General features: G+C 60.4%; 10 protein-coding genes and 3 pseudogenes. 8 read left to right on the top strand and 5 right to left on the bottom strand.

The genetic code is table 11. The annotated features are described in order from the left end of the window. Positions 1 to 34 precede the first annotated feature (34 nt). Complete coding sequence (locus tag JMY24_RS31315) at positions 35 to 934, top strand: MCP four helix bundle domain-containing protein (RefSeq protein ID WP_128594277.1); 900 nt, start codon at positions 35 to 37, stop codon at positions 932 to 934. Positions 935 to 1,192: 258 nt separating this feature from the next. Here the strand turns inward: JMY24_RS31315 and JMY24_RS38630 are convergent, their stop codons facing one another. Genes JMY24_RS38630 through JMY24_RS31295 form a run of 4 tightly spaced genes read right to left on the bottom strand, consistent with a single transcriptional unit; the run spans position 1,193 to position 5,434 of the window. Next, on the bottom strand, positions 1,193 to 1,966 hold the full coding sequence (locus JMY24_RS38630) for an energy transducer TonB (protein WP_236597596.1): 774 nt from the start codon (positions 1,964 to 1,966) through the stop codon (positions 1,193 to 1,195). Next, on the bottom strand, positions 1,959 to 2,357 hold the full coding sequence (locus JMY24_RS31305; protein WP_128597544.1) for an ExbD/TolR family protein: 399 nt from the start codon (positions 2,355 to 2,357) through the stop codon (positions 1,959 to 1,961). The genes JMY24_RS38630 and JMY24_RS31305 overlap by 8 nt, the downstream gene beginning before the upstream one ends. Then, the gene (locus JMY24_RS31300) at positions 2,354 to 3,040 is read right to left on the bottom strand and encodes a MotA/TolQ/ExbB proton channel family protein (protein ID WP_128597545.1); all 687 of its coding nucleotides are present in this window, start codon (positions 3,038 to 3,040) and stop codon (positions 2,354 to 2,356) included. The genes JMY24_RS31305 and JMY24_RS31300 overlap by 4 nt, the downstream gene beginning before the upstream one ends. Before the next feature lie 45 nt (positions 3,041 to 3,085). Next, on the bottom strand, positions 3,086 to 5,434 hold the full coding sequence (locus JMY24_RS31295; protein WP_201703484.1) for a TonB-dependent receptor: 2,349 nt from the start codon (positions 5,432 to 5,434) through the stop codon (positions 3,086 to 3,088). 1,077 nt (positions 5,435 to 6,511) lie between these two features. Between JMY24_RS31295 and JMY24_RS31290 the strand changes: the two genes are divergently transcribed. From JMY24_RS31290 to JMY24_RS31265, 6 genes and pseudogenes are all read left to right on the top strand, one after another. Continuing rightward, a complete protein-coding gene (locus JMY24_RS31290) occupies positions 6,512 to 6,721 on the top strand; it encodes a hypothetical protein (protein WP_164853774.1) in 210 nt (69 codons plus the stop codon). Positions 6,722 to 6,794: 73 nt separating this feature from the next. Then, a complete protein-coding gene (locus JMY24_RS31285; RefSeq protein ID WP_128597547.1) occupies positions 6,795 to 8,036 on the top strand; it encodes an ATP-grasp domain-containing protein in 1,242 nt (413 codons plus the stop codon). Between the two features lie 26 nt (positions 8,037 to 8,062). Continuing rightward, positions 8,063 to 9,157 (top strand): 3-phosphoserine/phosphohydroxythreonine transaminase, encoded by a 1,095-nt coding sequence (gene serC / locus JMY24_RS31280; protein ID WP_128597548.1) that lies wholly within the window; start codon positions 8,063 to 8,065, stop codon positions 9,155 to 9,157. Positions 9,158 to 9,461: 304 nt separating this feature from the next. Further along, positions 9,462 to 10,943 (top strand): MFS transporter, encoded by a 1,482-nt coding sequence (locus JMY24_RS31275; protein ID WP_128597549.1) that lies wholly within the window; start codon positions 9,462 to 9,464, stop codon positions 10,941 to 10,943. A 725-nt stretch (positions 10,944 to 11,668) separates the two neighbouring features. Then, a pseudogene (locus JMY24_RS38625) lies at positions 11,669 to 11,926 on the top strand (DDE-type integrase/transposase/recombinase); the annotation flags it as partial. Positions 11,927 to 12,495: 569 nt separating this feature from the next. Then, complete coding sequence (locus tag JMY24_RS31265) at positions 12,496 to 13,446, top strand: aldo/keto reductase (RefSeq protein ID WP_128597550.1); 951 nt, start codon at positions 12,496 to 12,498, stop codon at positions 13,444 to 13,446. Between the two features lie 23 nt (positions 13,447 to 13,469). On the opposite strand, the pseudogene JMY24_RS39680 reads toward JMY24_RS31265, so the two are convergent. Continuing rightward, positions 13,470 to 13,637: pseudogene (locus tag JMY24_RS39680) on the bottom strand (aromatic acid/H+ symport family MFS transporter); the annotation flags it as partial. 245 nt (positions 13,638 to 13,882) lie between these two features. On the opposite strand from JMY24_RS39680, the pseudogene JMY24_RS31255 reads away from it, so the two are divergent. Then, positions 13,883 to 14,409, top strand: a pseudogene (locus JMY24_RS31255) (DDE-type integrase/transposase/recombinase); the annotation flags it as partial. Positions 14,410 to 14,502 lie beyond the last annotated feature (93 nt).

The raw sequence follows: 14,502 nt of genomic DNA, 5'->3' as shown, positions 1-14,502 counted from the left end.
GACTGAGTTGATGTTGAGGTTCAATGGCGTATTTTTGACCCAACTCGCTAATCATGCCGCGGAGTGGCGACTAAAGAGGCAGCGCATTACGCATGCTTTTCATGGTTCCGTATTGCCCGTTGTCAGGCGTCGGCATCTTCGCAACGGGCACGGCTCGACGCCGATCGCCGTGCGCGACGTCACAATCGTATCGCGCAATGAGCTTCCGTCCGTCGTTGCACATATTCAGCAACTGGCTTCGGATTACGAGGACTCGGAGAAACCGCTGGCGGCGATTCATGCTCAACACAACGACATCACAGCGACTGAACGCGCGATCTATGCGCGTATTGTCGATGCGCGCAGCAAGGCCTCGCCGCTCATCGAGGAGGTGATCGCGCGGCAAACGGCGGGTGATAGGGACGGGGCACGCAAGGTATTGCATGGAAAATGCGCGGCCTGCATTCATCGAGTGGCTCGCGGCAATCAATCAACTAATCGATTTTCGGGAAACGCTAAACCGGCAGGGCGGCGCAGAGGCTCGCCAGGTCAGTACCGATTTCCGGTTGATGATGGTCGGGTCGACCTTGGTGGCTTGTGCGATCGGTGTCGCGTCCCGTTCGTCGTCGTGCGCAATATCGTCCAGTCGCTCGGCGCCGATCCTTGCGGGCTAATCGAATTCGCCGACGCGATCCGGTATGGCGATTTGTTGCGGCGCGCTGACCTGCGTGCTGGCGACACGGGCAGCGTGAGCCATGAAATCGCCACGGGCAACGCGCCGGCGCGAGCGGGTACTCAAGGACGCAAGGACGCGGCTTTGCAGCGGTGGCCGGGAGGTCAGGGTGGTCGCGCACTGCTCCGCCGAGGCAGCGAAGAGATCAAGCTGAGGGAGGACTTCGAAGCCCATTCAAAGTCGGTTGTGTACGCGTCCTCTTGGCAGTCTATGAGCCAATGAAAGCAGCGTGTCATGAGCCGTCCAAGGACGGCGATCTTGCCTCCAGTGTCAACGGGGCGTTCAGTTGATGCCGGGGCTTACCGCCCAGAAAAAATCACCTTTCCGGCCAAGCCGTTGGGACACTCCTGTCTAAACGACACTGGCAGCATTGCAACCCGACGCAGGCGGCCGAGTGTCGTGCTGGCGACCCGGGTGCCCGCTCATCTAACACCGCCGCACGCGCATCGCTGACGCACCAAGGCCCGGCCGGTGCATACGCTACTGGACCACAAGGTGGACGCGAACGTCCTGATGGCTCTCGACAGGCTTGCCGTTCTCGATGGCGGGGAAGAAACGCCAGTTGTGCAGCGAGGCGAGCAACAACTGATTCAGACGCGGCTGTTGCGTCGGCTGTACGAGTTCGACGTCGACGGAACCGTTGGGGTGAATCGTGAAGCGCGCAAGCGCAATCGCGTGATACGCGGCTTCACGCAAGTCGTCCGGGATTTCCGGCAGTGGCTGCGCGATCGCGCGCGCGGCGGTATGAGCACTGCCGTTGGCGGCGGGGTCGGTCGCGCCTGGCGAGTGATTGGCTGTGCTGGCCGGTGGAGTGGCCGATGCCAGTGGCGCGGAAGGCGCGGGCGATGGCGCGGCGGAGGGTGCTGCAACGGGCGAGGGTGTGGCAGTTGGCGCAGGTGCAGCCGGTGGCCCTGCAGCCGGCGCAGGCGCGGCATGTTGCGGGGCCGGTTCTTCGTGTACGGGGCGCGCGTGATGCACCGGCTGCGGTGCTGCACGCGCGACGTTCACGGGCGGTATCGGGTGCGTCGGCGCAGCCTGCGCGGGTGCGCCTGCGCGCGGGGGCGGCTCGATTTCAAGGAGCTGCGCGTCGAGATGTGCGGGCAACGGCAGCTTGATCTCCGGCGTGGCAAGCAGTCCACCCACGAGCAAGAGCGTTGCGCACCACAACCCGAGCCCGATGACCGCTACAACCGCGATGCGTGTTTTCGGTTCGTCGAGCCAGGCCGTGTTGAGGCGGCGGCCGTCGTTACTCATGGTGAACGGCGATCAGGAAATGCTGGGCGCCAGCTTTTCGCGCTTCGAGCATCGCTTTGACGACTACGCCGTGCGATGCGGCGTCATCGGCCGCAACCACCAGATTGCCGTCCGGTTTCAGCAGCGGCCGCAGCGCACCCGCCAGCGCCGCGAGCGGCACCGCCTGGCGGTTGACGAAGATGGCATTGGCGCGCGTGACGGTGAGGGTGAGTGGCGTATCCAGACTGAGCTGCTGCGCCTGGCCGACCGGCAAGTCGATTTTCATCGAATCGAGCCGCTGCATCGAAAGCGATGCGAGCATGAACGTGGCCAGCAAGAAGAACATCACGTCGATCATCGGGATGATTTCGATCTTCCCGCGCCGTGCCTGTCTTGAGCGTTTCAGTTTCACGTGCGCTGCCCTTCCGCATGCTCACGGGCGAACCGCAACTGCGCCGCTCCTTCCGCGTGTTCCCGGTCGAGCCGGAGCTGACCGATCAGCCGTGTGCCGACCCGCTCGAAGTGATCGAGCAGCTCGCCCACCCGCCGCGAAAAATAATTGAACGCGAAGAGCACGACGAGAGCGATCAGCAGTCCGATCGCAGTCGCGATCAGCGCCTGCGCGACGCCGCCCGTCACGCCGGTCGGGTTCACGACGCCCTGTCCGCCGATCAGCCGAAACGAGTGCATCATGCCGATGATCGTTCCAAGCAGTCCAAGCAGAGGCGCGGCTGTGACTATGGTTTCGAGCAGCCACAGCCCCCGGTTCAGCGCGCGCTCGATATGCTGCGCGGCGGTCTCGGCACGAGACTCGATCCACCAGATCGGCGCGTTGCCGCCCTCCAGAATCGGCGCGGCGAAGCTGCGCAGCGCATGGCGCTCCGGCAGCGCGGCAATCTGCGCGCGTGTCTGCGCGAAATCGACAACGGGCGCTTCTATCAGGTCGTCAATGCAGGACGGGATCGCCGCGAGCCGGTGCAGCGAGTAAGTCTTGTCGAGGATAATCGCCAGGCCGATCACCGCGAGCACGGTTAACGGGTAGATCACCCATCCGCCCAGGCGTACGGCGAGAAACAGTTCGGCAAGATCGTTCATGGTGTCGTGACCTCTTGCGCACGCGGCGTACGCCGCGCGGGCGGGTTAAAAGAATTTCGTGATGCCTGCGTAGAACGCGCGCATCGGTCCGAACTGCGCGGCGCCAACGCCGATCCCTGAACCGTCGCGCAATTGGTAGGTGCGATTGAGCAGATTGACCACGACCACGCGGCCATCGAAGTTGCCGATGAGGGGCGCGTTGAAGTGATGGATGACTGCAAGGTTGACATCCACGTAGAACGGCACATGGTCCGTGTTCGCAAAGCCGCTGCGCAGCCCGCTGCCGAAGACGGTATCCGCGCTGTAGGTCGTGCGTGCAAACGTGTAGGCGATGCCCGCCGAACCGGTGACCAACTGGTCGTGATCGAGGTGGACGGGATTGTTGGCGATGTACGCAAGTTCATCGGGCGTGAAATTGAACTGGCCCGTGATGATGTTTTCGCCGGTTGCGCGGCTGAGCGCGAGGTTCGCGTATGCGGAAAAATGCTCGTCGGTGTAGTTGGCGGTGAGTTCAACGCCGTAGTCGTGGCCGGTCTGGTAATTGTACGGCGTGTTGATCAGGGCGGAGCCGAACTGTCCTTCGTCGAGCAGATCGGTTGCCTTCTTGTAGTATGCGTCCACGCCTACCGTGATGGCGGAGGTGACGCGCTGGCTTACGCCGACATCGAAGTAATGGCTGCGCTCGGGCCGCACCGGCGAATTTTGCTGACTCGCTGCCTGGTTCGTCGTGTTGTTGAACTGCGCAACCGTGGTCGGCGCGATCAATTCGAGCGGGGGCGGCGTGAAGTACCGGGCGTAGCCCGCATGCAGCGTGGTGCTCGGCGTTGCCTTGTAGATGGCGCCGATGCGCGGGCTCAACTGGCTGGCGTCGACAATTTCGTTCATTTTGTCGTATCGCACCCCGTAATTGATGATGAGCTTGTCGTTCACCCTCCATTCGTCTTGGACATAGGCGCCGAAGAGCCGGCCGATCGTCGTGCTCGCGCTGTTGACCGTGAACGGCTGGTCGGAGGACTGTGCGCCATCGACAGTGGGGAACACCGAGACACTGTCGCTGGCGACCGCGCGGTCCTGTTCGAAATACACGCCGGCGCGCAGCGTGTGCGAACTGTTCAGCCGGTAGGTGGTATCGCCCTGCAGTCCATTGGCCCAATTGCTGCGGAAGTCTTGCGAGGCGACGCCGTTAAAGAGCAGGTCGCCAATCGGGTCGGGGTTGAACTGCGTGCGCGTATAGCGCGTGAAGTACGCGACCTGATAGTCGAGCTTGTCGCCGTTCGTCCCCTGCAACGCGACTGTCGCGAAGTTATTGAGCTCGCTCTGGGTTTCGTTGAGCGCAGCCGAATCGAAACTGGGCTGGCCATTGAGCGTGAACTGGGTCGGCTGACCCGGTGTATTCGGGATCTGGAACTGGTTGCTCGCGGTGCCGAACGCGACGCTGACCCGCGTAAGCGGATTGATCAGGTACGACATGTAGCCGAACGCGTTGCCTTGCCGGGTATGATCGTGCAGCGGCGAACCGTTCGACGTCGGCGCTTCGATGCCGAGATCGTTGACGCCCGCCGACCCGCTAAAGTAATAGCTCAGCGCGCCCCTGGTGCCGTACACGTCGCCGCTTGTCTGCGCGGTGCCATGGCTGCCGCCGTATACGCCTATCGTTCCGCCGTCGCCGGTCTCGCCCGATTTGGTCTTGATGTCGACGATGCCGGCCGTGCGCCACCCGTATTGCGCGGGAAGCGCGCCGGTGAGCAGGTCCATCTGGTCGATGATGCGGGTATCGAATGACTGGCCGAAGCCAGAGATCGGCTCCGGAATCATGATGCCGTTGATCCGATATTGAAGGTTGGCGTGTTCGCCGCGCACGTGGACCATACCGTACGAATCCTGCGCGACGCCGGGGGCGTGCAGCAGGACCTGGTTGAACGGCGTCGACTCGCCTTGCGGCATGTTGTTGATGTCCGCCGCGGTGATCCGGTACACGCTGCTGCCGGTTTCCGGCGACAGTCCGTTGCGCGCCTGGTCCAGACGCTGGGCGTTCACGCGGACGTCAATCGCGTCGCTCTTGGCGAGCGCGACCGTAACGGAACTTGCCGTTCCGGCGCGGGTAGTGGCAACGCTGCTGCCACTCGCGAAGCCCGCTGCGGTGACCACCACCGCATAGGTTCCGGGCACGATGTTGGGCACTGAGAATTGCCCGGTTGCATCGGTGTTTGTCTCTCCGGCCGAGGCGCCGGTCGCGGTTTGAAGGGTCACACTGGCGCTTGCGACCGGCTTGCCGAGACTATCGGTGACGAGCCCCCCTACCGAGCTGTCGCTCGGCGCGGCACAGACATGACCGGCTATGCTTTGCGCAAGTAGTAGCAGCGCAGCGTGGGAGATAAGTGTGCGATCTTTCATTGTTTCGACTGTCTTAATTGAAGAGGTACATCGCGCTACGCGCTTGGCCCCCGTGCGTAGTAGTCAGGCTCACTTGCCCCAGGCGATTCAGCGCTGCGCTGCCGCTTCTTACCCCGTCGTTGTCCAGCGACTGGCTGCTTTTCTTCGCGGGAAGCCTAAAATGCAATGCCGTGCGCAATGTTATAACATTGCGATAAGAAATGAAACAGCCTGGCATTTGCTTGTCACGGTCGCGCATGCGCTACGCCCAGGCACGGAAGGTCCGCCAGCGTCCGAGCGTGCTTCGCACACCCCCTTGATGTCCGTTTCGTGGCCCACCATGACGCAACGCGCAGTACGTGCCGCGTCCTCGAGCTTGCGTTGCAGCGCCTCATCATGGACCGCCGCGACCAACCCACAGCGCTTGCACACCATAAAAACTTCGTGTTGTCGGTCAGGGTCGACGTCTGCGCACACCATAAAGGTGCTGGTCGTGGGGACCCGCCTCACCAAGGCCCGGCGGTTCATGGTCCCTATGAGCTACTCGACGACCTCAACAGGCGGGTCACCGCGGCGGCAATCGGCGCTCTCAAATGCGGATTCAACCAATCGATGCAACACAATAGAAGCGGCGTGAGTCGCGTGTGCGGCGTGAGCGGCGGGAGTGCTGCATCGACCGGTCGATCCGCAAGTCCAACGGCCATTCGCTAACGCTAACGCTAACGTGAAGTCGCCTGCCGCTTGTCGGCCATTGCACACGTTCGCATCTTGCTTCGGATCGCAGTTGAATGACTGCGCTGCGGAACCAAAGGTCAACTGGCGTAATGCCGCCCGATTGGTATCAAATGCGCATCGCGGCCAGCAGTCAAAATGACAAAATAGTAATTTTCCCGCCACCCTTTCGACAGGGGCGGTACGGCAAGATCTCATGCAAGCATCACTCGGACGATAGACATTGCTTACCGAAGACTTCCATCGGAGCTTCGCTGTCGATGATCGTCGCCGCGAGGATCACGAAGCGGAGGTGGGCCATTGTGGCAGCGGACGACAAGATCACCAATCCGGATTTCGAGCGCTCTCAGTTGAAGGAACACATTTATGTCACGTTTCAATCGACGCACGAACCGAGATACGTTGTTCTCCGTAGTTCTCGACGCATCGACTGCCGTCGCAATTCCTACGGATTGTCGTGCAACGCCGACCGCGCCGATGCCAGAAGGATGGTTCGACGAAGAGGTCGGCTATCTCAGCGAAATGCCAACGACCCTTCGTATCCGCACGGGCATGCATGGGCAACGGCTCGACTGAGCGTCACCAAAAAAACAATGCCGGCAAACGCGGCCGTTGAGCGTGGGCATCATTCCATCGACGTGCTCCATCCATGAATACTGTTCAGACGGAACTAACCAGTGATGGCACGCATCCATCAACGCATCAGCCGTTGGGACTGGCCGTATTGCTCAGGGCGGCAACGGCTGGAAACGATCTGACACCGTTGGGGCAAAGCCTGCTCAAGCACGTCACACACCATGACGACCCGTACGCGCTTCTCGATCTGTCGCTCGTACTGCAATTGAAGTACGAGAAGGAAGCCGCAATCGCCGTCCAGGCGCAGGCGATTCAGATGTGCAGGCACTATCGATTGAAGGACGCCCAAACAACTGGGCGTTCAGTCAAGGTACTAGCGCTGAAGGCTCCTGGCGATCTGATGGCGAACACGCCTTTCGAATGCCTCCTTGAGAACGCCGACCTGCAGATAGACGTCGTGTATGTTGACGCCCATTCACCGCAAGACATCAGTCTGCCAGAACATGACGTTATCTTCGTGGCCGCGTGCGCATCCGATGAAAACGCTGGCGCTCTTGCAAAAATTGCGTCGCTAACCAACAGCACACCTTGCCAGGTGCTGAACCAGCCAGAACGTATCGCGCACACGACGCGCGATGCAGCCTATACGTTGCTAGGAACGGTGCCCGGCATCTGCATGGCTCACACGATACGCCTGCCACGCGAGCGGATCCTCGAAGCGGCGTCGGGTGCGTTCGAGCTGTCTGATCTGCTGGACGGAAATTTCCCGTTCATCATTCGGCCCACAGGATCGCACGCTGGACAGGGACTGGCAAAGGTGACTGACAGCCGGGAGCTGGCGCTGTACGTGAATGATTCCGCGGCCACGGAATTCTATGTGGCGCCTTTTATCGATTACTCCAGTACTGACGGCCTTTTTCGCAAATACCGGATCGTGATGATCGAGGGAACGCCATTCTTGTGCCATATGGGAATTTCGAAAGAGTGGATGGTTCACTATCCCTATGCAGAAATGGTCGCGCACTCCGACCGTCGGGACGAAGAAGCGCACCTGATGGCGAATTTCGACTCCGATTTTGCAGTACGTCACGAAGAGGCGCTCCGGATGAGCGCGGAATTGACCGGCCTCGACTACGTTGGATTTGACTGTGCTGAAACGGAGGATGGCCGGCTGCTCATCTTTGAAATCGCCACTGCAATGGTAGTGCACGACATGGACGATCCGAACACCTTTCCGTACAAGCTGCCGCAGATGCGCCGAGTATTCGACGCATTTGATGAGATGCTGCGCCGCAGGTCCGCAAAGTCGTGCTGATCCAACCTGACTGCTTTCGAAGAACAATGAAATCCAATGCATTGAATTTCTCTGGTGGTCCCGGAGCGCTCCCGGAAACTGTACTGGAGCAGACTCGCGAGGCCGTGCTGGCCCTGCCGGAAACGGGCATCTCAGTGCTCGGCATGAGCCATCGCTCGGACTGGTTCCGCTCAATACTGAACGAAGCGGAACTGAATCTGCGCCACCTGCTTGGTATTTCCGACGACTACGCCGTTACGTTTCTGCAGGGGGGGAGCAGTCTGCAGTTCGCAATGATTCCAATGAACTTTGCTGTCAATGACCTCTCACCGCCAGAATATGTGACATCGGGCTACTGGAGCGGCCGGGCGACGTCAGAAGCGGCCAAGGTGATGGCCAGAAAAGTTGCCTGGGATGGCAAGGCTACCGGCTATCGGCAACTACCTGACCTTCATGCATTGAATATATCCAGGTCGGCCGCCTATCTGCACTATGTGTCGAACGAGACTGTGGAGGGGCTCCAGTTTCCCGTTTGCGACGAAGCGACACCGGTGCCACTCATTGCGGACATGTCCTCTGACTTTCTGTCAAAGCCCTTCCGGCCCGACGTGTTCTCGATGATGTATGCCCACGCGCAGAAGAACCTCGGTCCTGCTGGGGTAACGGTTGCAGTGATCCAGCGTGCGCTTCTGGAACGGATTCCGGACGGACTGCCTGCCATTCTCGATTTCCGCACGCATATAACGCATGGTTCGAATTACAACACCCCGCCGGTGTTTGCAATCTATGTGCTGACGTTGATTACGCGCTGGCTGCGCTTTGATGTCGGTAGCTTGCAGGCGATGCAAAGCGTCAATGAAAGAAAGGCGCGGCGGTTGTACGAGACACTGGACGGTATGGAAGACGCCATATCCATTCACGCGGACCGCCGCTGGCGCTCACAAATGAATGTAGCCTTTACCTTCGGAGACTCCCGACTCGACGACGCGTTTATCCTGGGAGCCCGGGAGCGGGGCATCATCGGCCTGGAGGGACATCGGTCAATTGGGGGGCTGCGTGCGTCGCTATATAACGCCGTTACCGAGCAGGCCGTCGAGATGTTAAGCAATGCGCTCAAGGACTTCGGCGTGCAACGCGTCTGACCCATACAGCGCTCGCAGGGCGAACGATGGCATTGTCAGGCTGCTGGGGTTGCCGCGTAAGATGACGCGATGAAGAAAGCAAAAAAGCTCTATCACGGCCACCGTTTCCAAAGTCGAGCCCAGTTTTATGCCGAGCCACTTGGCCAGCGGCTCTACTTTCCTGTTTCTTTGATCTATTTTCGCGCCGCATAAAAAATTGTGGACGCTATGAGACGATGAGCTCCCTGATCCTTTGGTGTGCGAGCGCTATATGCAGCCCTTACGAAGTGCGGACTGCTTTGAACAAACGCGCGCGGAGGCACTAATGGCGCGCGTTGATGATCATTCAATACCGCATGACGCAGCCGCCGCCCGCTCGTTCCGCGATTCGCTGTTGGCGATGCTCGGCATCGGTCTCGTCAACATGCTCGTCGCGCTCGATCAGACGGTTGTCAGCACCGCGCTGCCTTCCATCGTCGCCGATCTGAAGGGCGCTGAATACTACGCCTGGATTGCCAGCGTTTATCTGCTCGCATCCGTCGTCTCGGTCCCGATCTTCGGCCGGCTCGGCGACTACTTCGGCCGCAAGAGTTTCGTTATCGCATCGATCATCACGTTCACAGCTGCCTCTGCGCTATGCGGATTCGCGCCGAACGTAGCAATGCTCGTATTCGAGCGCGCCCTGCAGGGGATTGGCGGCGGGATGATGATCGGCACGGCGTTCGCTTCGATCCCCGATCTGTTTCCCGATCCGCACGCCCGTGTACGCTGGCAGGTCGTGATGGCGGGTTCCTATGGAATCGCTACCGCAGCCGGGCCGTTTCTCGGCGGATTCCTGAGCGCGGTCTACGGCTGGCGCGCGACGTTCCTCATCAACCTGCCGGTCGGGCTCGCAGGCCTCTATTGTGTGATTCGCTATTTGCCCCATATCGAGCATGCCCGTAAGCAGCGCACGACGATCGACTGGACAGGCGCAGCGTTGCTATCGGTCATGCTCGCGTCGCTGCAAATGGGTATCGAGCGGCTGCCCGCCAAAGGGCTTGCGTCGTCGACGCTGACGCTTGTCGCGATTGCGATCGGGTCGTGCGTCCTGCTGTACAAGTGGGAAAAGCGCCATGCGCAGCCGATTCTGCCGATCGACCTGTTCGCCGACCGCAATCTCGTGCTGCTCTTCGTGCTCTCGTTCGTCGCCGGTTTCGCGATGTTTTCGCTGCTGTTCTTCACACCGTTGCTGCTGCAAACGGGCTTCGGCATGACGCCTCAGGCGGCAGGCATCGCGGTGACGCCGCTGCCGGTGTGCCTGGCCCTTGGCAGCCTGGCGAATACGCGCATCGTCACACGTTTGCGCGCCCCGATGACAATCGTCACGGTTGGCTTCGCCTTGATCGGCGCCGGTTGCGTCGGTACGTCGATGCTCGACAGCACAAGCCCGCATGCGTTGGGCGCGTTGTCGATGGGCGCAGTAGGCGTCGGCCTCGGCTTCATCTTCAACAACCTCAATGTATTTGCGCAGGAGTTGAGCGGACGCGCACGTTTCGGCATCACAACCGCGCTGATCCAGTCGACGCGGATGGTGGGCGGTATGCTGGGGACGGCCACGATTGGCACGCTCGTCTCGCGCAGCCTGGCACGTGTCGTCGCCGGCGCCGGCAGTGGTGCGCTCGCCGGCAATCGGGCCGCTGTCGTGCACGCGATCCATATGGGGTTCGGGTTCGACGTCGTGGTGGTATGCGGCGCGGTGGTCTGTGCGCAGCGCGTCGTCGGCGTGCGCCTGCGTCAGGTGCCTTCGCCACGGCAAGTCGAATGATAGAGCCGCAATAGGCGAAGTCGCGGCGGACGCCTTCACTCTGGTCTGTACTCGAGCAAATTTACGATCGTCGCTTCTTCAAATCACCGCTGCCCTGACACCTCGTTGAAGCGGCCTACGGCGCAGAACGACCTGCCGCGCCAATCCGACTAAGTGCCTTTGATTCCAACGGCCGGAGTCCGGTCAAGTCGAGATGAGACGCGGTGACTTAAGGCAAGGTTTGTCTGTTGCCAGCGCTTTCGTCTGGCGGTGCCCCCATAACCCGACCATGATTCCGTTTTCACACCCGACTCATCGAACCGGACATGCAGATATCCCGCGTCCGGCTCTCGGACAAGACATTACGCCTTCGTACACGGCAAATTAAGCCAAGGGCCCGTCAGGCGTACGAGACTGAAGTGCCCGTAGAGATGCTGGAGTGGATAGCTCCCGCCCCCGCGACGCCTGACCTTACGCTTGTTGCATAACCACTGGCGCAACCGCGCAGCGGCATAGCTGTCGAGCGCCCTATATGCGCGTCTTTTTTCGTGCCTACACTGAAGTAGTTTGCCCAGCCGCGTAGCGCGCGTGAGGCGATCCATCCGCTCGCGCGCAGGCTTGGGCAGACTGGTTTGGCGCGTCTTCTCCAGAGTGCAGTCTGCGCGCTTGGCTGCGCGGCGAACGTGACCGCATGCAGGTGATCCGGATGCCATCGGCACAGGGCGAAGCCTCCCGCCATCTGATGTCAAGGGCTCGCAGCGAAAACCATCACGTTGGACGGCTACGCGGCGCCTCACCGCGCGGTGCGCGGAATGAAGGCTGACGAGTCGCTGCCGGAGGTGACAACGTCGCGATCGTCGAAGTACTTGAACAACTTGATAGAGCAGGACCGTCGCAATATCAAGTCCAGGGCCAATGCTACTCGCCTTCAAACGTTTCAGGAATGCGGCCACTATGCCGGCATCGCAATGATGCGTCGCATTCGAAAAGGTCAGTTCGCTCTCACGACCGTTTTGCGCCCGCCGCCGAAATTTGCGCCAGAGCCCCTTTCTTCGGATCGCAGTTGAATGACTGCTTTGCGGAACCATAGGTCAATTGGCGTTATTGTCCAAAGCGGCCGCCCTATTGGTGTCAAATGCGCATCGCGGCGAGCAGTCAACATGACAAAACGGTAATTTTCCCGACACCCTTTCGACAGGGTCACCGCGGCAAGATCCCATGCAAGCATCACCCGGAACTTCTCTATGAGTGGATCGTCGCCGAGTACGAGGCCGGCTAGGACCGTTGCGGTTGCGACGATGAACGGCGTGAGGGCTTACGTCGTGACACCCGCCGTCATTCCTTTCGCGCGATGGATTCTGCGATGCCGCGGCGGTTGTCTACGCGCACGGTCATGATCTGAAGGACCCGCTGCTGTCACCTATCTACCGAGATATGCATGGCTCCGCCGGCGATCTTGACCACGGGGACACGGGACCTGCTGCTGAGCAACACGGTCCGTGTACACCGGAAGCCATTGATGTGGCTTCTTTACCTTTAGTGTTTCCAACCCACGTCTCAGAGTAGAGAAAAAATGCAACAACACACCATTGGAACGTCGAACCTTCGAATCGCACCCCTCGTCTTTGGCGGCAACGTCTTCGGCTGGACGGCCGATGAGCCAACGTCGTTTTCCATCCTCGACGCCTTCGTCGACCTTGGCTTGAACTTCGTTGATACCGCCGACAGCTACTCGCACTGGGCCGAGGGCAATCAGGGCGGCGAGTCCGAAACCATCATCGGCAAGTGGTTCAGCCAAAGCGGCAAGCGGGACAAGATCGTGCTCGCGACCAAGGTCGGCATGTGGAAGAAGCGGCCGGGGCTGTCAGCGGCCAACATCGAGGCAGCCGTCAACGAGTCGCTGCGCCGGTTGCAGACCGACTACATCGACGTCTATTTCTCCCACATCGACGACGACAAGACGCCGTTCGAAGAGACGCTCGGCGCATATCAGAGGCTGATCGAGGCGGGCAAAGTGCGCGTGATCGGAGCGTCGAACTTCAGCGGCGAGCGGCTCGAGGCAGCACTGAAGGTATCAAAGGAATCGGGGTTGCCGGCGTATCAGGTTCTTCAGCCGGAGTACAACCTTTACGATCGTAAGGGCTACGAAACCGATCTCGAGCCGGTCGTGCAGACCCATGAATTGGCGGTGGTTACTTTCTTCAGCCTGGCGAGCGGTTTCCTGAGCGGAAAATACAGTTCGAAGGCCGACGCGGCGAAGGGTGCGCGCAGCGCGCTTGTGGACAAGTATTTCAACGACCGCGGGTTGCGGATCGTCGATGCTCTTGTTGAAGTCGCGAAGCGCAACGACACGACACCTGCAACGGTGGCGCTCGCCTGGATCATCGCGCGGCCAAGCGTGACGGCGCCGATTGCCAGTGCGACGTCGGTGGAGCAACTGGAAGGGTTAGCTGCAGCAACTCGCTTGCAGCTTTCTTCCGAAGACATGAAGCTGCTTGACGAAGCCAGCGCACCGGCGCAATAACCGAGCAGGTACTGTCACCCATTGAACAACGCCGAAACTAGGGTTGCCCGCTGCGGCGTCAAACCGGCTTCCTTGAGCAGTATCGGCATCCAGTTGATCGACGCATAGAAAATCACGAGACCCATGAAATAGGCGAGCCAAAGCATGATGGAACCAACGACGAACGAGCGCGAAAGTACCACTCCGATGCCGCTTTGACGCGCCACGACCGGGGTATGCTCTGCGATGAAGAAGGAGCTAGGTGTAGTCGCGCTCGTCGCCACGCGGGCTAGCACCTTACGAATGCGGGCGACCGGCTTGTTTCTCGCTACCATAAAGCGCGCAGACTCCTGCAGTGCGAAAAAGAGCAACATCGACCAGCAGGAGCGGCGTTGTGCCGCCAAGAACCAGTACGCTTCGCCAGTCGAAATGAGGAATTAGCCACGCAGCAAGAAATCGCGTCATGCGCGACCATCAGTTGCTGCTTCGGCGCCTTGGCCAACGTCGCGATACCCGCCGGCACGATGGACGCATTGCCGTTGACCAGAGTGATGTCCGCTGGTGCTCGGACGGCTTCGAGTTCCGTTGTGACTACGGCTCGCCGTTGCGCGTGACGTTTGCGCTGGACTGCCGTGACCGGGAAGCTATCAGTCGGGCAGCGACTACTGGCGGCCATAGCGGCGACGTCGTGCGTGATGTGATGCTAGCAGCGGTCGAGCAACGCTTCGGCACGACACAGACTTGCGCACCCATCGAATGGCTGTCGGACAACGGTTCTGCCTACATCGACCATCGCACGCGCAGTTTTTGCTCGCGAGCTGGGTCTGGAGCCGTTGACTACACCCGTTCGCACAAAGCTGACGTGCCAACAGCGCGCTTGCATCTGGCCGGTGCCTTTGAACATTACAACGAACGCCACCCGCATAAGGCGCTGAAGTACCGTTCCCCCGAGAGTTCCGGCGAACCGCTGGATCATCAACTTAACGGTGTCCGAGCGTCCTGAGTTACGGGTCAACTCCATGCAGTTGCTCTCGCTGCGCAAAATGCCGCAAGAGTCAGGGCTACAGTGGAGAACAT

Origin of the sequence: Paraburkholderia kirstenboschensis (assembly GCF_904848585.1) — a bacterium.
Lineage (GTDB): Bacteria > Pseudomonadota > Gammaproteobacteria > Burkholderiales > Burkholderiaceae > Paraburkholderia > Paraburkholderia kirstenboschensis.
Note: the sequence above shows the minus strand (reverse complement) of the source record. Positions and strands in the feature narration are given on the sequence as shown.